General features: G+C 55.5%; 20 protein-coding genes. 13 read left to right on the top strand and 7 right to left on the bottom strand.

Annotated features, from left to right (window positions below; genetic code table 11):
- The first annotated feature begins 148 nt into the window (after positions 1-148).
- On the top strand, positions 149-2,236 hold the full coding sequence (locus PAECUDRAFT_RS23940) for an ABC transporter ATP-binding protein (RefSeq protein WP_006040758.1): 2,088 nt from the start codon (positions 149-151) through the stop codon (positions 2,234-2,236).
- 89 nt (positions 2,237-2,325) lie between these two features.
- Here PAECUDRAFT_RS23940 and PAECUDRAFT_RS23935 read toward each other — a convergent pair whose 3' ends face one another.
- Positions 2,326-4,641: a PAS domain S-box protein gene (locus PAECUDRAFT_RS23935; RefSeq protein WP_006040757.1), complete on the bottom strand. Its 2,316-nt coding sequence runs from the start codon at positions 4,639-4,641 to the stop codon at positions 2,326-2,328.
- Positions 4,642-4,742: 101 nt separating this feature from the next.
- Complete coding sequence (locus PAECUDRAFT_RS23930; RefSeq protein WP_006040756.1) at positions 4,743-5,600, bottom strand: lipoate--protein ligase family protein; 858 nt, start codon at positions 5,598-5,600, stop codon at positions 4,743-4,745.
- Between the two features lie 243 nt (positions 5,601-5,843).
- On the opposite strand from PAECUDRAFT_RS23930, the gene PAECUDRAFT_RS23925 reads away from it, so the two are divergent.
- Positions 5,844-7,241, top strand: a complete 1,398-nt coding sequence (locus PAECUDRAFT_RS23925) for an MATE family efflux transporter (protein ID WP_006040755.1) — start codon at positions 5,844-5,846, stop codon at positions 7,239-7,241.
- Positions 7,242-7,809: 568 nt separating this feature from the next.
- On the opposite strand, the gene PAECUDRAFT_RS25070 is transcribed toward PAECUDRAFT_RS23925, so the two are convergent.
- Positions 7,810-8,388, bottom strand: coding sequence for a hypothetical protein (locus PAECUDRAFT_RS25070; RefSeq protein WP_006040754.1), 579 nt, complete (start codon positions 8,386-8,388; stop codon positions 7,810-7,812).
- 194 nt (positions 8,389-8,582) lie between these two features.
- On the opposite strand from PAECUDRAFT_RS25070, the gene PAECUDRAFT_RS23915 reads away from it, so the two are divergent.
- Genes PAECUDRAFT_RS23915 through PAECUDRAFT_RS23900 form a run of 4 tightly spaced genes read left to right on the top strand, consistent with a single transcriptional unit; the run spans position 8,583 to position 12,661 of the window.
- Complete coding sequence (locus PAECUDRAFT_RS23915) at positions 8,583-10,091, top strand: spore germination protein (RefSeq protein WP_006040753.1); 1,509 nt, start codon at positions 8,583-8,585, stop codon at positions 10,089-10,091.
- A complete protein-coding gene (locus tag PAECUDRAFT_RS23910; protein ID WP_006040752.1) occupies positions 10,088-11,212 on the top strand; it encodes a GerAB/ArcD/ProY family transporter in 1,125 nt (374 codons plus the stop codon). Before PAECUDRAFT_RS23915 ends, PAECUDRAFT_RS23910 begins: the two co-directional genes overlap by 4 nt.
- Positions 11,193-12,461, top strand: coding sequence for a Ger(x)C family spore germination protein (locus tag PAECUDRAFT_RS23905; protein WP_006040751.1), 1,269 nt, complete (start codon positions 11,193-11,195; stop codon positions 12,459-12,461). The genes PAECUDRAFT_RS23910 and PAECUDRAFT_RS23905 overlap by 20 nt, the downstream gene beginning before the upstream one ends.
- Positions 12,458-12,661: a hypothetical protein gene (locus tag PAECUDRAFT_RS23900; protein ID WP_006040750.1), complete on the top strand. Its 204-nt coding sequence runs from the start codon at positions 12,458-12,460 to the stop codon at positions 12,659-12,661. Before PAECUDRAFT_RS23905 ends, PAECUDRAFT_RS23900 begins: the two co-directional genes overlap by 4 nt.
- Before the next feature lie 4 nt (positions 12,662-12,665).
- Here the strand turns inward: PAECUDRAFT_RS23900 and PAECUDRAFT_RS25065 are convergent, their stop codons facing one another.
- The gene (locus PAECUDRAFT_RS25065) at positions 12,666-13,220 is read right to left on the bottom strand and encodes a Gmad2 immunoglobulin-like domain-containing protein (protein ID WP_050794426.1); all 555 of its coding nucleotides are present in this window, start codon (positions 13,218-13,220) and stop codon (positions 12,666-12,668) included.
- On the opposite strand from PAECUDRAFT_RS25065, the gene PAECUDRAFT_RS26030 reads away from it, so the two are divergent.
- The gene (locus PAECUDRAFT_RS26030) at positions 13,207-13,395 is read left to right on the top strand and encodes a hypothetical protein (RefSeq protein ID WP_158306272.1); all 189 of its coding nucleotides are present in this window, start codon (positions 13,207-13,209) and stop codon (positions 13,393-13,395) included. The two genes, PAECUDRAFT_RS25065 and PAECUDRAFT_RS26030, sit on opposite strands and share 14 nt — an antisense overlap.
- A 27-nt stretch (positions 13,396-13,422) precedes the next feature.
- Here PAECUDRAFT_RS26030 and PAECUDRAFT_RS23890 read toward each other — a convergent pair whose 3' ends face one another.
- Positions 13,423-14,001 carry a GNAT family N-acetyltransferase gene (locus tag PAECUDRAFT_RS23890; RefSeq protein WP_006040748.1) on the bottom strand — a complete coding sequence of 193 codons (579 nt, stop codon included), beginning with the start codon at positions 13,999-14,001 and terminating at the stop codon, positions 13,423-13,425.
- A gap of 244 nt (positions 14,002-14,245) precedes the next feature.
- Between PAECUDRAFT_RS23890 and PAECUDRAFT_RS23885 the strand changes: the two genes are divergently transcribed.
- The 6 genes from PAECUDRAFT_RS23885 to PAECUDRAFT_RS23860 all read left to right on the top strand — a co-directional run bounded on the left by PAECUDRAFT_RS23885 (position 14,246) and on the right by PAECUDRAFT_RS23860 (position 18,081).
- A complete protein-coding gene (locus tag PAECUDRAFT_RS23885; RefSeq protein ID WP_006040747.1) occupies positions 14,246-14,560 on the top strand; it encodes a PadR family transcriptional regulator in 315 nt (104 codons plus the stop codon).
- 1 nt (position 14,561) lies between these two features.
- Entirely contained in the window at positions 14,562-15,122 is a 561-nt protein-coding gene (locus PAECUDRAFT_RS23880) for an HAAS signaling domain-containing protein (RefSeq protein ID WP_006040746.1), read from the top strand.
- A 33-nt stretch (positions 15,123-15,155) separates the two neighbouring features.
- A complete protein-coding gene (locus PAECUDRAFT_RS23875) occupies positions 15,156-15,989 on the top strand; it encodes a DUF4097 family beta strand repeat-containing protein (RefSeq protein WP_006040745.1) in 834 nt (277 codons plus the stop codon).
- A gap of 180 nt (positions 15,990-16,169) precedes the next feature.
- Entirely contained in the window at positions 16,170-16,955 is a 786-nt protein-coding gene (locus PAECUDRAFT_RS23870) for a hypothetical protein (RefSeq protein ID WP_006040744.1), read from the top strand.
- Entirely contained in the window at positions 16,955-17,365 is a 411-nt protein-coding gene (locus PAECUDRAFT_RS23865; protein ID WP_006040743.1) for a GntR family transcriptional regulator, read from the top strand. Before PAECUDRAFT_RS23870 ends, PAECUDRAFT_RS23865 begins: the two co-directional genes overlap by 1 nt.
- Positions 17,365-18,081 carry an ABC transporter ATP-binding protein gene (locus PAECUDRAFT_RS23860; protein WP_006040742.1) on the top strand — a complete coding sequence of 239 codons (717 nt, stop codon included), beginning with the start codon at positions 17,365-17,367 and terminating at the stop codon, positions 18,079-18,081. Before PAECUDRAFT_RS23865 ends, PAECUDRAFT_RS23860 begins: the two co-directional genes overlap by 1 nt.
- Before the next feature lie 79 nt (positions 18,082-18,160).
- Here the strand turns inward: PAECUDRAFT_RS23860 and PAECUDRAFT_RS23855 are convergent, their stop codons facing one another.
- Both PAECUDRAFT_RS23855 and PAECUDRAFT_RS23850 read right to left on the bottom strand, forming a co-directional pair.
- Positions 18,161-19,828, bottom strand: a complete 1,668-nt coding sequence (locus PAECUDRAFT_RS23855) for a glycosyltransferase (protein WP_006040741.1) — start codon at positions 19,826-19,828, stop codon at positions 18,161-18,163.
- Between the two features lie 35 nt (positions 19,829-19,863).
- Positions 19,864-21,119 (bottom strand): BclA C-terminal domain-containing protein (locus PAECUDRAFT_RS23850; protein ID WP_006040740.1); only part of this gene is annotated, 1,256 nt, incomplete at its 5' end.

Here is a 21,119-nt window from a genome sequence, read left to right as displayed (position 1 = left end):
AGCAAGCCTGCGGAACGCAGAAAGTAGAAAGCAGCATGCTGCACGTAAGAGCAGGCGCTCAGCTTGTGAGACAATCATGTAACGCGGCCGGTTCGCAACACGGCGACCCGGACGTATTTTAGATACAGAAACGAAGGTGTACACATTCATGCAAAACCAAGCGGTATCCACGAAACCGAAACCAGTAGGCACAGGCAAGCGGCTGTTCCGTTATGCCATGCTCTATAAGCGTAAAATCATACTTGCACTCGTGCTGCTGGCGTTTGCCGTCTGCGCAGAGCTCATTGGTCCGTTAGTCGCGCAGCGCATGATCGACCAGAACATCCTCAGCATCGAGAAGCCTTGGTACGAGGTGAAGGCTGGCACGAGCGGCTCGGTCTCTTATGCAGGCAAGAGCTACAAGCGAGAGGATCGGCTCGCAGCCGATGATGTCAAAGGCAAGGCAGCGCGCGTCCTGCAAGTTGGCCGCGACTACTATTTTGTAGCCGAGAATACAGCAATCGACGGCGCACGAACCGTCACAGACGGGACGATGACGATCGTCTCCAAGTCGGGGGAGAAGGCAGCTTACCCAGCGGTTAAGCTGACGAAGAGCGAGCTCTACAGCTTCTATAAGCCAGAGCTGCCTCGCCTGCTCAAGATGGCTGGCGCTTACTTCGGCTTGCTCGTTGTAGCGGCAGGCTTCACATACGGGCAGCGGCTCCTCCTGCTGACGACGGCGAATCGCATCGTCCAGCGGATGCGGGAGGACGTGTTCGCCCATATTCAGCGGCTGCCGGTCCACTACTTTGACAATCTGCCTGCGGGCAAGGTCGTCTCTCGCATTACTAACGACACGGAGGCGGTGCGCGAGCTGTTCGTCGCCGTTTTGGCGAACTTTTTCTCAGGCGTTATTTATATGTCCGCTATATTCGTCGCGCTATTCCTGCTAGATCCGATGCTAGCCTTGATTGCGCTGCCGTTAGTGCCGATTCTCATCGTTTGGATCATCGTCTATCGACGGTATGCGGGCCGCATTAACGAATCGATCCGCAGCAAGCTGAGCGACATTAACGGGATGATCAACGAATCGATCCAAGGCATGCCGATTATTCAAGCCTTCCGCCGCCAGAAGAAGACGATGGCGGAGTTTGACGAGATGAACAAGGATTACTTTAATTCGGCGAATAAGCTGCTCAGCCTAAACTCGCTGACATCGCATAATCTGGTCAACGTGCTGCGCAACCTGTTGTTCGCAATCATGCTTTGGATGTTCTGGGGCGGCTCGCTAAGCGCTTATGTAACGGTAGGCGTTCTCTTCGCCTTCGTCGATTACATGAACCGGATGTTCCAGCCGATCGTCGGCATCGTGAACCAGCTGTCGAATTTGGAGACGGCGCGGGTTTCTGCTGGACGGGTGTTCGAGCTGCTCGATCAAGAAGGGACGGACGTCGCGTCCGGCAGCCTTCCGCGCAGCAAGGGCGAAGTCGCATTCGACAACGTAACCTTTGCGTACAAGGATGACGAATACGTGCTGCGCAACATTACGTTCGAAGCGCGCCAAGGCGAGACGGTCGCATTGGTCGGCCACACGGGCTCAGGCAAAAGCTCGATCCTGAACCTGCTGTTCCGGTTCTACGATATCGAGCAAGGCAAAGGGAGCATTAAGGTGGATGGCACGGATGTCAGGGACGTTCCGAAACAGCTGCTGCGCCAGCATATGGGCATCGTGCTGCAGGACCCGTTCCTGTTCACGGGCACGATAGCGTCGAACGTTAGTCTCGATAATCCGCTGATCGGGCGCGACCGCATTGAGCAAGCGCTGCGCGATGTCGGGGCGTACGACATGTTCATGCAGCTGCCAGGCGGCATTGATGAGCCGGTCGTCGAGAAGGGCGCGACGCTGTCTGCGGGACAGCGCCAGCTGATCTCGTTCGCGCGGGCGCTAGCCTATGATCCAGCGATCCTCATTCTGGATGAGGCGACGGCAAGCATCGATACCGAGACGGAAGCGATCATTCAAGCGGCGCTCGATGTATTGAAAAAAGGCCGTACGACGTTCGTGATCGCTCACCGGCTATCCACCATCCGTGGCGCCGATCAAATTCTCGTGCTGGACCGCGGCCGAATCGTCGAGCGAGGCAATCATGATGAACTGATGGCGCATGGCGGCAAGTACTACGATATGTATCAGCTGCAGCTCGGCGGCGGTGCATCGGCTCCGGCTGATGCGAGCGCGGCTGCGTTTACGCGATAATATTTCCGGGTAGCCGAAAAACCCGCAAGGCAGGCAGACGACGCTTAAGGTTCAAGCAAGCGTGTATACTGATGCCTTACGGGTTTTTATTACATAGGCAGGGGCTCGGTTGGGGCCTGTTCTTGCTCCGCTCCAGCGTGTGCCTGCTGTCGAGGCAAACGAATCTCAATGCGAGTTCCGATGCCCACGATGCTGTGGAACATCATGGATCCATGATGCTGGGCAATAATTTGCTGCGACACCATGAGGCCAAGGCCATTGCCGTTATCTTTGCTAGTGAAGAACGGTTCGCCCAGCCTTGAAAGATCCTTCGCGGGGATGCCGCGTCCAGTATCGGCGATGCTGATTTCGATGACATCGCCGCTCATGAAGACGTTGGCGGTCAGTACGCCTCCTCCAGGCATGGCCTCCATCCCATTTTTGAGCAAATTGAGGAATACCTGCTTTAGCCGATTGGGCTCGCATACCAAGGCAGCACCATTGGGATCGAGCGTGGGTTTCAGCCGAATACGGCGCATAGAAGCCTCTACGCCCAATAAGTGAAGCGTGTCGCGCATTAGCTGGCAAATATCCGTCTTAACGAACTGCGTTTTCTGCGGCTTGGACAGCACCAGGAAGTCGCTTACGATCAGGTTGATCCGATCAAGCTCCGAGAGCATGAGGCCAAGATGGTCGGCTTCCAGCTTGCCTCTGCTTGCGCCGAGCTGAACGAAGCCGCGAAGCGTTGTCAGCGGGTTGCGAATTTCGTGGGCTACGCCTGCAGCGAGCTGTCCGACGATGGATAGCTTCTCGGAGCGAACGAGCCGCTCTTCGGTTTCCTTCCGCTGGGTGATGTCCCGGGAGATGCAGGAGTAAGCGACGATATCATCGCTCGCATTCCGTATGGGCGACACGGTAATGCTGATGCAGAGCTTGCGGCCGTCCTTGGTCAATCGCTCCGTCTCAAAACCTTTGACCGCCTCGCCGCGCAGCACGCGTTTGCTGAGCTCAATGCGCTCGGCTTCAAGATCGCGCGGCACATAAGCCGGATCGTGGGTTTGCAGTTCCTCGTTCGTCCAGCCGTACATGAGCTCGAAGGCGTGATTGACGCGAACGATGTGGCCGTTTAAGTCCACGATATGAATGGCATCCGATGTATGGGAGATGAGCGATTCCAAGTAATCTTTGGTTTCGCGCAGCTCTGAAGCTGCGGATTTCAGCTCATTCGTGTATTGGCTTAGACTGCGCCCCATATCGTTGACGTGAGAAACGAGCTGGCCGAACTCGTCTTTGCCTTGGATGGGGATAGGCGTATCGAAGTCGCCTTGTGCCATGGCGTTGACTTTGCGCAGCACGCTGGAGATCGGGCGCATGAATACGCCGGCAAGCCAGTAGCTGGTCGCGAGCGTAAGCAGCAGGAGCCCGATGGAGATGCTGCTGTGCAGCAGCAGTTGGTCGCGCAGCTCCTTACTAATCGAGCTCAAGTCGAATTGAATGGCGATAACGTATGGATGATCGTTATGGACGGGGTAGAAGCTTTTGCGGATGAGCTTGCCGCTCAAGCGAGTGTCGACTGATAGGGTCGTCCAGGTTTTAATGGATTGCTCGACTAACGCCGCATCGGCCTTCTCGTCATTCAGCGTATAAGCCCCGAAGATGACGCCGCGCACGTCCAGGTTGTGGATGAGCTCGCCTTTTTTAAATTTAAGTATCGGCTCTTTCCCGAAAAACCGGGGGTCGAAGCCCGATATCTCCACGATTTCAGGCGTATCGCGCACAATGGTCCGGATGATTGTCTCGGTGCCGTGTTCTTGGTCAAAGGTAAGCAAGGGCTTGGCATCAATGAACGGATTGATCATGTAGTTGGTCGTGCCGTCGTAGTAATACCCCCATTTGTTAATATGCTCGGGGTTCGACTTGGCGAAGTTAATCGGTCCAGACCAGAAATGCTCAAGCCGCTGCCCTTGCGTTACTGAAGCATTATGATACATGAACAGCTGTTGAAAAGCGCGGTAAAAATAGTCCATCGACTTGGAGCTCAGCCCAATCTCCTCGCGGTTGGACGATTTCTCAATGATGATATCTCCAGGGAGCTTGCGCCAGAGCGAGATGTCGTTAACGCCGAGTTCTTTACGGAGCTTGACGAGCTGCTCGTTCGTTACCTGATCGATGTCCGGAGGGAGCTGCTGCTTGGCTGCTATTGCAACGGCTCTGAGGCGCTCGGCTAATGCCGCTTCGATCGTTTCCTGCGCGTTTTCCGTTGCGTTGACAGACAGATTCACTTGATTCGCAATATGAGCCATACGCTGCTCAGCCGCTTTTTCAAGATCGTCTTTGGCGGCAGCGTAGTAGATGGTGATATTGAGCGCCAAAATGATTGCGACGACGGCAGAGATGGCAATCGACAGTTTGGCTTTAATCGACACGTCATGCCCTCCTGTTAATTCGGTTTATCTGCATGGCATGTCTGTTAGCAGAAATAAGTTCAACTAGTTATTCGACTAGATTCGACAAATTTCCTCTAATTTCAAACTAGGTAGCGGCTTCGCAATGACTCGACCATTGCCGCCAGCTGCTGGGCATCTGGCAACCGAAGGTTGGCGGCCGATCGTGCGATAGCATCGGGCTGCTGGCAAGCGCGAATGACGCGTTTCACGCCCTCTGCGAAAGTGGCCGACGCTTGGGCGCCTATTGCCGTCAGTTCTTCCAGGCTGGCGGTGCTGCCCGGCTCTACAAGAGGATAGGTTTTGCTGCTGGGGGCGATGTCGCCCGCCGCTTCGTTATAGAAAGCGCGCACCGCAGCTGCGCGGTCCCGCCCGCTGCCTTCGGCTACGACAAAAGCGTGCACGATCAGCGCCTTGGCCTGCCTGCGCTGGGCGATGCCGCAAAACTTCAATCCGCCAATGCTCAGGTCGTAATCGCCGGGGCAATAAGCGCCCGCGATCTCGCCTTTGTCGATTTGGCTGTATACGTTAACTGATGCCAAGGCTTGGCGCACCAGCGTGTACATCCGTTCAAAATCATGGTTGAACCGCGGGCCAGCTTCTTCTGCTCGTCCAATCGGCAAAATGAGCGACACGTTGACCACGCCCATGTCGAGCGGTACGGCTGCGCCGCCGGAGCTGCGGACGGCAGCTTGCGTCGATGCCTGCGCCAGCCGCGCGATGGCGGCTGCTGCGTAGGGCAGGCGCGCATCGCGCTGTCCCAAAATGAAGGCGCGCGGATGGCGCCACAGATGGCAGATCGCAGGCCCGCCTTCGCCAGCTTGGCGGCAGAGCAGCTCGTCCATCGCGAAAGCGTGCAGGGCATCCGTCGCATCGGTGCTTTCGTTCATCCGATCCAGCAGCAGCATGCCTGCATAATCATTATCGTTCCATTCCGTCATCGGTGGTGTTCGCTCCTCTGTTAGGGTTACCCGTCTTTCATTAGTGGTCCTATTTTACCTTATTTGGCCCCTATGGGTAACCCCTTCCATATGGCCGCGCTTATACGGCCAAGGAACTTTTTTACTTGCCAATTCTACATATAAAAAGCACCGCGAACCCGGATGTAATCACCGTATAGCTGTGTTACGATACCCGTGAGTTAACGCGCAAGACAGCAATTTATAGATAGGAGACTTCATCACATGAGTACGACTGCGGCGCCAGCTGGCAAGGATCAAACCAAAGACTTGAATTTGTTCCTGCTGACCTGGCCGATATTTTTAGAAATCTTTTTGTTTATGCTAATGGGTATTGCGGATACCTTCATGCTCAGCGACCTGTCCGACAATGCCGTGTCCGGGGTCGGCGCGGCGAATCAGTATATGATGATCGCGCTGCTCATCCTTGAGGTCATCGGCAACGGCGCCTCGATCGTAGTCGCGCAATATATTGGGGCGCGCAATCATGAAGGAGCCTCGCGAATATCGGCTTTGTCCGTAACGCTTAATCTGATGGTCGGACTCGTCATCAGCGTGTTCTTCTTGTTCATGAGCGGCACAATGATGGAAGGCATGCACCTGAAAGGCGATACGCTGGAATACGCTACGAGTTATTTGGGCATCGTAGGCGGAGCCATTTTCCTGCAAGCGATTATTAATTCGGTGGCTGCAATCGTGCGGGTGCATGGCTTCACGAAGGAAGCGATGTACGTCTCGCTCGGCATGAATGTCGTGCATATTATCGGCAACTATGTATTGATCTTCGGTAAGTTCGGAGCGCCGGAGCTTGGCGTGCAAGGGGCTGCGATCTCGTCGATCGTGAGTCGCGCGTTAGCAAGCATCGTATTTTTCTGGTTGCTTTATCGTGTGATGAAGTGGCGCATTCGATTCCAGTATTACTTTAATTTGACGAAGGAATATATCGGAAAGATTCTGAAGGTCGGCATTCCTTCTGCCTTCGAGCAGGTCATGTATCATTCCTGCCAGATCATTTTCCTTTATTATGCGACGTACTTAGGCGATGAAGCGTTGTCGGCAAGACAGTATGCGCAAAATATTTCGATGTTCATCTACCTGTTTGCGTTTGCAGTGGGCATCGGAACATCAATCATTGTCGGACGCCTCGTCGGCGCGAACCGGCAGGATGACGCGTATGTCCGCGTATGGAAAAGCGCCTGGTCGGCAAGCATTGTATCGATTGTCGTCATTGGAATCGTTATCATCTTCCGTTATTCCTTGATGGGCATCTTTACCTCGAATGAAGAGATTATCAAGCTTGGGGCGCATGTGCTGTTGTTCAGCATCGTGCTCGAAACCGGGCGGACGATCAACATTATTCTGATTAACTCGCTGCGTGCCGCAGGCGATGCGAAGTATCCGCTTTGGATCGGGATGATAACGATGGTGGGCATTAGCGTGCCGCTTGGCTATTTGCTCGTCTTCAAGCTCGATATGGGCTTGCCGGGCATCTGGCTGGCGATTGCATCGGATGAATGGCTGCGCGCGATTATCATGTACTTCCGCTGGAAATCCCGCAAGTGGGAGAAGCACGCGCTCGTGAAGCATGAGCCGGCGCATGGCGTGGTGGAAGCATCGGTGTAGGGTTGCGGCAAAACCCGTTATGGCGAAGTTGTGCTATGGCAACGGGAAGAGGGAATAGTCGGAACTGCTGGAGCAGGCGTAATGGAGCGTACTGGTACGTATTTGCGCGTATTGAGCGGAACAGCTGGAACGCATCGCATCGTTGCAAAATGTGCAATGGGAGCAGCGTTTTTCCCTCGGTGAACGGCTCCCATTGCAGTCTGTGCAATGACAACCGGTCGTTATTGCCCATTTGCATCTGATTATGCACCCAGCGGCATTGCTGATTGTACAGAATGCAATGGCAGCACAGGGTTGCGACGCCTGACACGATGCCGTTGTATGAAATGCAACGGCATGCGCATCTTGCGCTTCAACCACACCATGCATGGCATGTACGCCACGCGCACCACGCACGGCATGAATACCATGCGCATCACGCGCGGTATTACCCCACACGCACCACACGCGTCATGATCGGACATGTACGCCGCACCACGCGCTCAGCATGTACGCGTCATTCAGCGGCGATAAAACAAGGGGCTGTCTCGTAAGCTAATCGCTTACAAGACAGCCCCTTTGTGCATGCTTAAGGATTCACAGCAATAATGCCATACTTCTGCGGGGTCTCCACCGTTCCGCCAAACCACATTTGGCCGGCCCCGGCCATGATTCCCTGCGCATTCACGAACAGCTCTTTCTTGTCCTGCGTGCGTAATGCTTCCTTCACCGATTGTGTAATGATGCTATCGTATTGCGCGATAAACTGAGCTGCATCCTTAATTTGCACAGATTGCTCTGCAGAGTAGTTGACGCGTATTGGATACAGCGCCAGACTAGCCACCTTCGCGCGGTCATCTGCCGCGACTGCGGCTTGGACCTGCTCGAACATGGCATCGAATCCCGCAGGATCGGTGATGCCGGCTGCTTCATAGCGATTGCCAATCGGCTCATCGGCGGAGGCAATCGATACTTCTGCCGACTGCTCTCCCTCTCGCGCAGCCGTTGCGCTGGCGGCACTCGTTTGTTTCGTGTCGTTGGACTTGCTTGCAGCGCCTGTCTCATCGGAAGCTGTGCGATTCCCGCAGCCCGCGATCACTGCCAAGCATAGCGCAAGCAAGAGAGCCGCTGCGATTGCCCGTTTTTGGGGTACGCGATATATGTTCATAAGGTCCACCCTTTCCATGAAGTTGTTGCGGATACTGATTAGACGGATGTCGGGCGATAGAATGTTGCATGTCTAAGCTGGCGGATGAGTGGTTCTACACGTAAGGATATCCAATTCTATTTCATAAAAATCCCACAGGAGGGAAAGCTATGCCAAGTTACGATATGTACAACGGAAGCGGGTGAGCGATTGGCGTGAAAAAGCTGAATCCAATAGAGGACATTTCCCCAACGGCCAAGCCATCTGCATCCTTGGCCGCCAATATTCAGTTTATTCAGCAGCTGCTGGCGTCCCCGGATGATCTGGTTATTCGGAACGCTGCCACTGCCAGAGGACAGACATCCATTGCCATTGTATGTATCGACGGTTTGGCGGACAAGCAGTTCGTCCAGCAACTTGTACAAATGACAATGGCGCTCAGCTCAGTAGATCCTACGTCTGTATGGATCGGGGAGCATCTTACGCTTCAGGAGATTAAGCGATCGAGCGATTGGGACGACAGTATCCTGTCGCTGTTGTCAGGGGACACGCTGCTGTTAGTCGAAGGCAGCCCGGAAATTACGATTGCCGGGAGCAAAGGGTGGAAAAGCCGATCTGTCGAGGAACCGCAAACAGAGGCGTTGATTCGTGGCCCGCGAGACGGATTTACGGAGGATATTCGCACGAACACGGCGCTGGTCCGCCGTCGCATTCGGGACCCGAAGCTGCGTTTGGAATCGTATCGAATCGGACGGAGAGCGCAAAAGGAGGTCATCCTTGCGTATATTGAAGGGATCGTTAATCCGATGCTCATTCAAGAGGTGCGACGCAGGGTTGAAACGATCGATATGGATGATCCTGAAGGCTCCGGCTTTATCGAGCAATGGATTATGGACAATACGCTGACGCCTTATCCGCAAATTTTGAACACGGAACGGCCAGATAAGGTAGCGGGTGCGGTCATGCAAGGGCGGGTAGGCATACTAGTGGATGGCACGCCGTTTCAATTGATACTCCCTATTACGCTTACATCGTTCATTCAATCGCCGGAGGATTATTATCAGAATTGGCTATTGTCCAGCGTGCTGCGGGTTTTACGCGTGTTTGCCGTGTTTATAGCGTTATTTTTGCCGGGCATTTACATTGCGCTGTTGGAGTTTCATCATGGCTTGCTTCCTTCGAAGCTCGCGTTCTCAGTCGCGGGATCGCGCGAGGGCGTACCCTTTCCTGCGGTCGTAGAGACCTTCCTGATGGAAGGCACGCTTGAGCTCTTGCGGGAAGCGGGCATCCGCCTGCCCAAGTCGATTGGCCAGACGATCGGCGTGGTTGGCGGGCTCGTCATCGGCGAAGCAGCGGTAACGGCGGGCATCGTAAGCCCGGTGATGGTCGTGGTCGTTGCCGTGACGGCAATCGCTTCGTTCGCGATCCCTTCGTATGGGTTTGCGATTTCAATTCGGCTGCTGCGGTTCGGTATTATGCTGGCGGGAAGCATTTTCGGACTATATGGCATCGTCCTTGCGCTCATTCTTAACTGTATCCACATCGTTAACTTGAAAAGCTTCGGCGTACCCTATACCGCCCCGCTTGCTCCCCTTCGGCTAGGCGATTGGAGCGACTTCATTATTAGAATGCCGATCCGGGCGATGCAGCGTCGCCCGGATATTATGGAGACCATGAATGAGGGCCGCCAGAAACGACATGAGAAAGAAGGGCGCAACGGATGAGAGAAACGTCGTTTGGGGAGCGTCCCTTAACGCCTTTAGAGATGAGCATGACGATTACCTCTATGCTGATCGGCGTAGGCATTCTGTCGCTGCCCCGGGCGCTTGCGAAGGAAACCGTTGCATTCGATGGCTGGATGTCGATCGTGCTGGCCGGCGGCGTTGCCATGCTGCTTGGCATGCTCGTGACCAAGACGGCGCTGCGCACAGGCGGACAGCCGTTCCTGGAATATGCAAGTTCTTTGATCAGCCGTCCGTTAGCTTGCGTGCTTGCTGTGTTGCAGGGCATTTATTTTTTGGGTTTTTGCGGCTACGAGACAAGAGCGATTGCGGACATATCCAAACAGTATTTGTTTAATCGAACACCGGTGGAATATGTGTCGCTCGCGTTTGTTTTAGTGATCGTGTATGCCGCATCGGGCAGCCGCTCCGGCATATTGCGGTTGAATGTGCTCTTCTTGCCCGCCGTGTTGTTGGTAGTGAGCGTCGTCGTTATTTTCGGTTACAGGTGGTTCGAGGTGGAAAATTTGCAGCCGCTAGTCGTTACGAGCGTAACGGGGATATTGAAGGGGGCAAAAGAGGTTGTTTTCTCGCTGCTGGGCTTCGAAATTATCTTGTATTACATCGCATTTATGGATAAGCCGGAGAAAGCGGGCAAGGCGGTAATGGCGGGCATTGCGGTTCCGGTTGTTGTCTATCTGGTCATTTACCAGCTGGCAATCGGCATTTTTTCTAACATTGGCGCAGTGAATATCGTGTATCCAACAATCGAATTAGCCAAAGAAATTAGCTTCCCCGGCAACTTTTTCGAGCGATTCGAGTCGTTGTTTTTCGTGATATGGATTATGACGGTATTCAATACAGCCGCAATGGGATTTGATCTGGCTTCGGAATGCGTAAGCTTCCTATTCAAGCGATTAACGAAACGCGTCCGCATTCTTATCCTTGCGCCGCTTGCTTATCTGGTCTGTATGTTCCCGCAGAATATGTCGGAATTCGCGAAGCTTGGGACGTTGATCAGCTATTTTGCCGTCAGCTTCGGCATTACGATCCCAATTCTGTTGCTTTTAGTTGGCCGGGGCAATAAAGGAGGAGCTGCGAAGCATGGAAACGGCAGCACCTAGACGCTTAACCATCTTAACAGCGGGAATGCTGAGCCTGCTATGCCTGACGGGCTGCTGGGATCGGGTTGAGATTGACCAGCGGGGCTTTATCGTAGCGGTCGCCATCGATTCGCCGAAGAAGGATACGCAATCCGGCGACGGGACGGATCATCAGACGAAGGAGCAGGTCGAAGAGCCGACGGGGGAGCAATCGGGGCAGCTAAGCAAGAAGCCGCGTTACAGCGTTACCTATCAGATCGTAACGCCAAGCGGGATGAGAGGGACCCAGAATGGCGATCAAACGGGCGGCAAAGCTTATTATCACATGGTCGTTCAGGGAAGGAGCATGGCGACGATGGTTGCCAAGCTGGCGCAGCGCACGAGCCGTCCACCTTTTTTTGAGCATCTTAAAGTGATTATTTTGTCTGAGGAAGTGGCGCGACAAGGCGATCAATTCGCCGATGCTATTGATTTCTACCTGCGGGAGAGCGAGATGCGTCGATCCACTCGTATTATGGTTACGCGCGGCAAGGCGGCCCAGATCCTGAATACTCACCCGCCAGAGGATAGGCTGCCGGCAACCTATCTTGAGCTGATCTCCAGCAATACAAAGGAAAGCTCGCGCATTTTGCCGGAGTCGCGTATCGGAGACGTACATGAATTTTTGTTAAAGCGCGAAAGCTTTGTCATACAAAATGTAAGCGATGGCAATCGTGCGTTCTCGACGGTTTCCGATGCAGCGGTATTTAGCGGGCAGTCGAAGCGGCTGATCGGCTTTCTTGATGGGGAAGAAACGGCAGGATTAAATTTCCTGCGGGGAGATATTAAAGGCGGCCAGATCGATTTTCAGAACGGCAATGAGCAGGGCGTGTTCGCGATTGAACGGATGAAACGCCATCTGCGCGCCTCGTTCGGCTCGAATGGGCTGCCCTCGTTCAAGATCAGTATCCAGGTAGAAGGAACGCTTAATGAAACGAGTTACTCGCAGGACACGTTGGCGGCGAGTACGTTGCACAGCATGCAGGAAGCGACCGCTAAGGAAATCAAACGGCTTACGGAGAAGACAATAAGCAAGCTGCAGCAGCAATACCACTGCGATGTGATCGGCCTAGGCTCTTACCTGCACAGAAAACACTATCGGAAGTGGCAAAAGCTTGCGTCGAAATGGGAGCAAGGTGAGCAGCTATTCGCTAGCAGTCCGATTCAGGTTGAGATGAAGGTCTTTATCAGGCGCAGCGGAAATATTGATCGAACGGAGGGGTCGGAATGATGACAGATCTATTAGGACGGCTGCCTTCAGGGCGTATTTTGGCTAGCGCACTGTTGTGCGTAGTTATTCCAATGTTGTTTTATTGGGGCAGCATACGGTTCCGCCAGTTTGAGCCTCCATGGAAAAACCAGCAGACAACGAATAATCCAAGCGCCCAGCAAAAAGCGGCGGAGGGAGCCCCTCCGCCCACCGATTCGTAGCGCGCTACTCGCCTTCGCGGACCGGCTTCACAATGCCGTCTGCGAATTTGACGGCAATATGGAGCACGTTGATTTTGCTGCCATCCTTGGCGCTGGATTCATAGAGGGTGAGGATGCCGACAGGGCTGCTCGCTTCCTTGATCGTGACGTCGAACGCAAATTTGCCCCACGCCGGCGCGCCTTGGTCAGCCATCACATGGCCTTCGGCAAGAACGTTATGCCCATCCTCGAAGGAGTAGCTGAAGGCCGCTTCGAAGACACGGGCTTCGCCTTTGACGGTGAAGGTCTTGCCTACGACGCTGTTCTCCGCAGGCGCGAATACGCGAAATGCTTTGTTCTCCGCAACGACGGCGGGTTTGCTCGGCGCAGGCTTGGCTGGCTTGGTCGGCGCGGCAGGGGTTGTTGGCTTAGGGGTTGGCTTCCCGTTTCCAGTGGCGGCAGGGGCGTTGGCTGTATCAACAGGCGTTTGAGCGGTCGGCTTTGCGGCAGGGGATTTCGGGGGAACGGGGCTTTCTTGCTCGGCACAGCCTGCCAGCAGCCCGATTATGAGCATCAGCATCAGCAAAATTATCCCCCATGAACGTCTGCGCAATGGTGGTGTCATTCGCGTCATTTCATCAACCTCCGATGTTGGGCAAGCTATGCGTAGCGAACGCTCTGCGCCATATGGCAGCTTCACGACGCTGCTGCTATTACTTTACTGGACGCGGCAAGCTCGTCCGTTGTTGCGCTAACCTATAAATACGGGCTGAAGCCGTGCGTTATGCGTGTTTAACGCTTGTCAGCGGCTTGGCCATATGCCGATAGGCATGTCCGTTAATCGAAACATCCTTATCCTGCACGTAACCGAGCGAGCGATAGAGGCGATGCGCCCGTTCGTTCTCGTACTCGACGTTAAGCGCGATGCGTTGGTAACCGAGCGTAATGCCTGCTTCTTCTGCAGCATGGAGCAGTGCTTTGGCAATGCCTAGCCCGCGGTAAGCGGGAAAGACGGCAATGGAGTCAATATAATACTCATCCTCATCGGCCTCCTTGTCGATGATCGGCTGTGCATCGCCCCTAACGATCCGCAGCCGCTCTTTAATCGGCGCATCGAGCGCCTCGGCCTCGCTGCCGTAATAACAGAGAATCATGCCAGCGACCGCTCCTTCATGCACCGCTACTAGCACTTGGCCCGAGCTGAATCGGTTGCCAGGCTGGAGGAAGAGCTCTCTCAGCCCTTTGGTTGCTCGTTCTTCCGTTTCCTCCCCGGTTAATTGGAATGCAATATCATCAATGGCTTCATAAATTAATTGGGCAACCGCTTCCGCATCCCCTGCTTCTGCTGCGCGAATAATCATGATGCTCTCCACTCCTTCTCGATGTCCAATCCCTGCGAACAGAGGCTGTCCCTATTATGATCTACATTATCCATATGATACAGGCGTCGGTGCGTAACGGCGACCAACCCTTCCCATTCCGCAAAATAGGCTATTCATTTTTGAATACTATATTGCAATAATGAATAGCTCGATGTATACTCATTCCAGATCATCTATTGTTTATTGAAGAATAGTACTCCATGGTGAATAGGTGGCGATACCGATGAACGTGCAATTCAAAAAAGGCGTGCTGGACCTGTGCGTCATGGTGCTGGCCGCCAAGGAAGACCGCTACGGCTACGAGCTGGCCGTCACGATTTCGGGCAAATTCGATATCGCGGTAGGCAGTGTGTACCCGATTTTGAACCGTTTGACGCAGGAAGGCTATTTTACGACCTACTTGCGCGAATCGCCGGGAGGTCCCCCGCGCAAATATTATCGGCTAACGGAAGAAGGCAGGGCGAAGTTGGCTGCTTTGACCGATGAGTGGCACATGTTTACGAAGGCAGTTAACGAATGGATTCGGGAGGGGTTGTAGGATGACGACAGGCACGCAGTATTTGCAAATGCTTGAGCATGAGCTGAAGGGAGTTCCTGAGCCGCTGCGCCGCGAGTGGTTAGCTGATTATGCCGAGCATTTCCGCTTAGCAATCGAGAACGGTCAGCCGGAGGCGGATATTTGCCTGGAGCTCGGCGATCCGCGGGATATCGCGAGAGAATTGAAGCTGAACGTAAGGATGGAGAAGGCAAGCAAGAGCGGCAGCTTGGTGCAGCTGACCAGAGTGATGCTCGTCGGCACAAGCTTAGGCGTGTTTAATCTGCTGTTTGTTCTAGCTCCTTTTATCGCGGTTTCTGCTGTCATTGTTGCGTTGTGGGCAGTTGTTGCTGCGTTCTTCGGCAGCGCGCTGCTTGCGCTATGGGGCGGCTTTGTCCAAGATATGCATAGCGGAATCGCAGGCATCTCGCTCGCATGTGTGACGACGGGCCTCGGCATTCTGTTCGGTGCGCTGACGAAGGTGCTGACGCGTTGGTTCGTGCGCGGCACATCCCGTTATTTGCAAGCGAATCGAAGGCTCATACAGGAAAGCAGCCGCCAGTAGGGTGAAGGATATGATACGGAAGAGGTGCAATAGATGCGTAAATGGGTAGGAATCGGTCTTATTCTCATCGCGGTCGGAGTTGTGGGATTGCTGCTGCCATGGAGCCATTGGCGCGAGGATTGGTTCTCAACGGTGCCAGTGATGAAGGAATCCACGCTGAAGGCGGATGGCGTTAAGGGATTAGCTGTCCATGCGGATAGCGAAGACGTTCGGATCGTTCCGGGCAAGGACGGGGTTATTGTCGCACGGCTGGAAGGCAAGATTAGCAAGAAGAAGGAGCGCAAAATCAATCTGGAAACGGCAATGGCGGACGGCGTGCTCGATGTAAAGGTAAAGCATCAGCAATCGTTCGAGATGGGGGTCTCGATTGTAAGATTGAAGCTGACGCTCGAAGTGCCGTCCCGCGTGTATGACTCGCTCTCCGTTAACACGGATTCCGGCGATATCGAGCTGGTTGATCTGTCTGCGAATGAGGTGAAGCTTGAAAGCGACTCCGGCGATATGGCGCTAAGGAAGCTGCAGGCGAAGTCAATCGCGGCGGCGTCCGACAGCGGCGATCAATTATTCGAGGATACCGAAGGAGCGCTGCGCGCAAAGCTGGATTCCGGCGATGTCCGCTGGCGTGCGGCTCAGCTGGCATGGGCGGCAGATGTTGAGAGCGATAGCGGCGATGTCGTGTATGAACTGTCACAGAAGCCAGTGAACGGGACAATTGATTTTCGCTCGGACTCCGGGGACGGCGCAGTTGGCTGGGGTGCTGGAATTGTCGATAGCGGCGGCACGCTGCAGCAGATTTTTGGCTCGGGCGACCCGATCTTAAAGGTGCGAACGGATTCGGGCGATTTCACGATGGGCGAACGCAAGTAAGCCAGTTAACGTTAAGGCAATGTTCGGAGAAAGAGAGGCTCGCGAGAGCCTCTTTTTTGCGTGCAAATTCCATTCTGAATAGAAAATTCAAATTTGTGTCATGGAAATGATTGACTGCATATAAGTGTTAGTGTACTATATAAGTAGAACACTAGTACATCGAAAAGATGGAGGCGGTTGATGATGAAAGCTTGGTTAGCTTGCTTCGGCAAGGAGCTTCGGCAAGGATCGATCATGATGATGTCTCAGCGTATTGTGGTCGGAATCGCGGTTGCTGTGCTCGGATTATCGATTTATCTGGCATATCGGCATACAAGCGGCAACGTGGCTATGCTGTGGGGAGTCATTATGATGGGGATGGTCATTTGGCCGGCATGCTATATGCTGTCCAGCCTGCAGCGCGAGCGCAAACGCGCGCCGCTCTGGCATCAGCTCCCGCTGGCAGGCTGGCAGCTGCTGTTGGCCAAATATGCGGCAGGCATTGTGGAGTGGTTTGTCAGCCTTGCGGCGGCGACGGGCATTTTCGCATGGATGTATCACGCGGATCGTCCTGCTGGCGGCTGGCTGGTTAGCAGCGAAGACAATGTGTTTAATGCGCATGACTTCGCGGATTGGCTGTTAGGTTTGCTGGATGGCAAAGGCTACGACGTGTTAGCGGTATATTTGATCGTCGGCATCGGGCTCTCTGTGCTGGCGGTGTTATTTCATACGATAGCTTCGTTGCTGAACAACCGCTTGGGCAAATGGCGCTGGCTGGCAGCGCTCCTGATTCTTGCAGCATTGATTTATGTGGATGGGCTATTCGGGGAAACAGGCGTATACGCAAGCATTTTCCAATGGGGCGCTTCGTATGGTTCAGGGGATGAGGCCGTCTATGTACCCGAGATGGTGTGGGGTGCAATAGAGCTGGCGGCATTGTTCATGCTTTCTGCGTGGCTGCTTGACCGAAAGGCAGAGGTAGACTGATGGCAGACAATTTCTCGAATACCCAACCGATTTATTTGCAGATCGTGCAGCGGATTTGCCGTCAGTTAATCGCGCAGGAATATAAGCCGGGCGAGAAGCTGCCCTCCGTGCGCGATATGGCCGTGCAGTACGGGGTGAATCCGAACACGGTGCAGCGTGTCAATATGGAGCTTGAACGCATTGGCGTTATTGAGAGCAAAAGGGGGCAGGGCATGTTCGTGACGAGCGATACGAGGCAGCTGATGGAGCTGCGCGAGCGGATCAAGGAGGAGCAGCTGGAGCGTTTTGCAGCGGAGATGAGGGATTTGGGGTACGCGGACATTGAGATTGTCGAGCATGTAGGCAGTTATTTGAAGCGCAGTCGGCCATCCGCTGGTTCTGTTGGCGGCAGCGAAGGGGGCGTGCAGTAATGCAGCATTCAGCTCGTCCAATTATATCGTTCGACAACGTAGGCAAGAAATTTCGGCGTAAGGAAGCATTGCGCCGCGTTAGCGTGGAGCTGTCGCCCGGCCAGATTATCGGCGTCATCGGGACGAACGGCAGCGGCAAGTCGACTTTGCTTAAGCTGATTGCGGGGCTGCTTCAGCCGTCGGAGGGGCAGGTGCTCGTCAACGGCAAACGTGTGACGCGGTTAACGGCGCGGGACGTTGCTTTCCTGCCGGATCAGGATGTTTTTTATGAGGAATTTGACCTCGGGCGCACCGTCGATTTTTATGCGAATGTGTATGAGGATTTCGACGTGCAGAAGGCCTACGAGCTGCTGCATGTATTCGGATTGGAGCCCCGCCAGCACGCGCGCCGATTGTCGAAGGGCAATCGCGGGCGGTTCAAAATCGTGCTGGCGCTCGCTCGCCGCGCCCCGCTGATCGTCATGGATGAGCCGTTATCCGGCCTGGACCCGCTCGTGCGGGAGTCGATCATCCATTCGATCATCGCGAATCTCGATCTGGAGAAGCAGACGCTCGTGTTGTCGACACATGAGGTGGATGAGGTTGAGCCGCTGCTGGATCGCGTGCTGCTCATCAGCAACGGCGAGCTGCGAGGATCGGAGACGGTGGAGCAGATCCATGCCGAATATGCGACGGGGCTGGTCGGGTGGATGAAGCAGAAGCTGGCTGGCAAGTAAAGGAGAGGCCGGGCGGTGACGGAGAGAAACGGATGGCTACGTGAAGCAAAAGGCTAAAGTGAAGCAGTCGCCGCGGCGGCTACTCTTCCCACCGGATCAGTCGCGGCTGTGCATCGAGAATCGATTCATATTGTTCTTTCCAGCCATATTGGCCGTCGGGATCAAGGCGCATGTAGCGCTCATATTTGACCCGGCGATCCTGCGCATTCGACCAGCCATAATGCTTCAGGCGAAGCTGCGAGATTTGATGGGGCAGTTGAAAAATGTTCATAGGGAGACGTCCGCAGTGCTGGGGCGTCTCTTGCCATTCGTATGCAAAATCAGGGCGATACCGCAGCAAGAAGGGACGGTAGGTTTCATGCGCCCGCCAATAGAAATCTTCACGGTAATGGGACGCATCCCACAGGTCGTAAAGCCGGAAGCAATACATATCCGTATCTTGTCGCGTCAGCAGGGAGCGGACCTCTGAAACAAAACGTTCCTCGAATTGCTCGTCGGCATCCAGACATAGAATCCAATCTGGCGAGGCCGCGGCCGTCTCCGTCCATTGCTGCTTGCGCAGCTCGATTTCGTTGCCGAACTTTGATCTTGCGTTGCGAATGAGCCGTACGGGAATCCCTTCGAGCTCCTGCAAGCATATTGCGGCCGTATCGTCCTCGCTGGCGTCGTCGATAATGACCGCTTCATCAATGTAGCGGCGGTGGGATGCTAGAACCTGGCGCAGATAACGTTTGCTTTCATTGCGAACGGTCATGGATAGCGTGAGCTTAGGAAGCTCTTGTAGAACGATGGAGGAGGGGGAGGCGGTGGAAGGGTTCGATGGGCGAAGGCTCCAATCCGCTGCTATTGCGGCGAAAGCTTGGGCTTTAGGCGGCAGTTGATCGATAGGAGCCGCATGCTCATGCAGAAACGCTTCGGCGCTTTCTTGGTCGGTTTGCCGATAAATATGAAAAGCCGGACAATGCGTGTCGACGAACAATGGGAATCCAAGCGCTGCCGCGCGCACGCAAAAATGACGATCCTCGCCCCAGAAGGACAGGTTCGAAATAGGGCCAAAATGAACATTGCCCGCCATTGCAGCCTGGTTAATCAGAGTAAGAGCGCCAAGCCCGCCGACCTCGTAGAGGCCAGGCCTCCGCAGCTTGTTGATGAATGCGGCATAACGCTGGGCTTGTTCCTCCTCGGTCAGCTTTTCTCCGCGCTGCTGCTCCCATTGCGCGTATTCGTCCCGCATCCACACTTGCGGCTGGGCGGCCGCTTCCGGCTGCCAGCGCGTCCAGAAAATTTCGGAGACGATGGGGCGATCTGCCGCTACCAGCCGATGCAGCGTATCGGGATGGAGCACGAGGTCGGAATCGACGAGCAGCAAATAGTCATACTGGGCATCGCGAGCGTGAGAGATGAGGCTGTTTTTGAAGCTGGCAACCTTCCAAATAAGCGATTCGCTCCACTGATGCGTATGTTCCGTACGCACATAGCTTTCGGCTGCCTCAGCTGGCGCGGAGGATTGAAGAATAGCGGCGGCTGGGCCGACTGCATGCGCGAATTGCTGGAGCAGCCGGGAGCTGCGGTCATCGTCATTGTCATCGATAAATCGGTAAGCGACCTCAATTCCGTCGGCATGCAGGAGAAGCAGGCCATGCAGAAATAATGCCAGTATGGCAGGCGATTGGCGGACGGGGCTGGCGATGAGCAGTCGGATCGGGCGATTGGCGGGCGACTGCTCATCATTTTTGGATGTGGTCATACAGGACCTCCTGGCATAGTTAGGCTAGCGGTTGGCTAGCTTAGCCGAATAATCGTGACCGCTGCACCTGCACTGCCTGACAGTAAGGTAGCGAGGCCTAGCAAGCCGAACAGCTGCAAGGAAACGGTGGAGTTCGCGGCTAACGTGACAATTACATCGTTATTGAAGGACGCGGTGCTAAGGACAGGATTGACAGTGGATGCGGTATTCGCAGCGCCGTTAATAATGAGACGAGTTCCGAGCAGCAGGGCTGCAGTGAAATTCGTTTGATAGGTAATGTAGTAACGCCCAGCTTGTGCTAGGGTGAAGGTGTCATTGGCCCCGTTGAGCGTGATGCCTGTGCCAAGATTTTGCGCGCTTGGAAGCGGGACGAGCGTCCCCGCCAAAACGACAGCAATAACGCCGCCAGTGGTATTCGCGGCAAACCCAGACACGGCCGTCACGTTAGGGCCGGTGTCACCTGTAGCGCCGGTAGCGCCCGTAGCGCCGGTAGCGCCGGTAGCGCCGGTGGCGCCAGTAGCGCCTGTGGCGCCCGTGGCGCCGGTAGCGCCCGTGGCGCCGGTAGCGCCGGTAGCGCCGGTAGCGCCGGTGGCGCCGGTAGCGCCGGTAGCGCCGGTAGCGCCGGTAGCGCCCGTGGCGCCAGTAGCGCCGGTAGCGCCCGTGGCGCCGGTAGCGCCGGTAGCGCCGGTGGCGCCCGTGACGCCGGTAGCGCCGGTAGCGCCCGTGTCGCCGGTAGCGCCGGTGGCGCCGGTGGCGCCAGTAGCGCCAGTAGCGCCGGTGGCGCCGGTAGCGCCGGTAGCACCGGTGGCGCCCGTGGCACCCGTGTCGCCGGTAGCGCCGGTGGCGCCCGTGGCACCGATGGCGCCGGTGTCGCCGGTAGCACCAGTAGCGCCGGTAGCGCCGGTAGCGCCGGTGGCGCCGGTGTCGCCGGTAGCGCCAGTAGCGCCAGTAGCGCCGGTGTCGCCGGTAGCGCCGGTGTCGCCGGTAGCGCCAGTAGCGCCGGTAGCGCCGGTGGCGCCGGTAGCGCCCGTGGCGCCGGTGGCGCCGGTAGCGCCCGTAGCGCCGGTAGCGCCCGTAGCGCCGGTAGCGCCCGTAGCGCCGGTGTCGCCGGTAGCGCCGGTGTCGCCGGTAGCGCCAGTAGCGCCAGTAGCACCGGTGGCGCCAGTAGCGCCGGTGCCGCCCGTAGCGCCGGTAACGCCAGTAGCGCCGGTGGCGCCCGTGTCGCCGGTAGCGCCGGTAGCGCCGGTAGCGCCGGTGTCGCCGGTAGCGCCGGTGGCGCCCGTGGCACCGA

The sequence above is a fragment of the Paenibacillus curdlanolyticus YK9 genome (assembly GCF_000179615.1).
GTDB classification, from domain to species: domain Bacteria; phylum Bacillota; class Bacilli; order Paenibacillales; family Paenibacillaceae; genus Paenibacillus_T; species Paenibacillus_T curdlanolyticus.
This window is presented reverse-complemented; position numbering and strand designations above follow the sequence as displayed.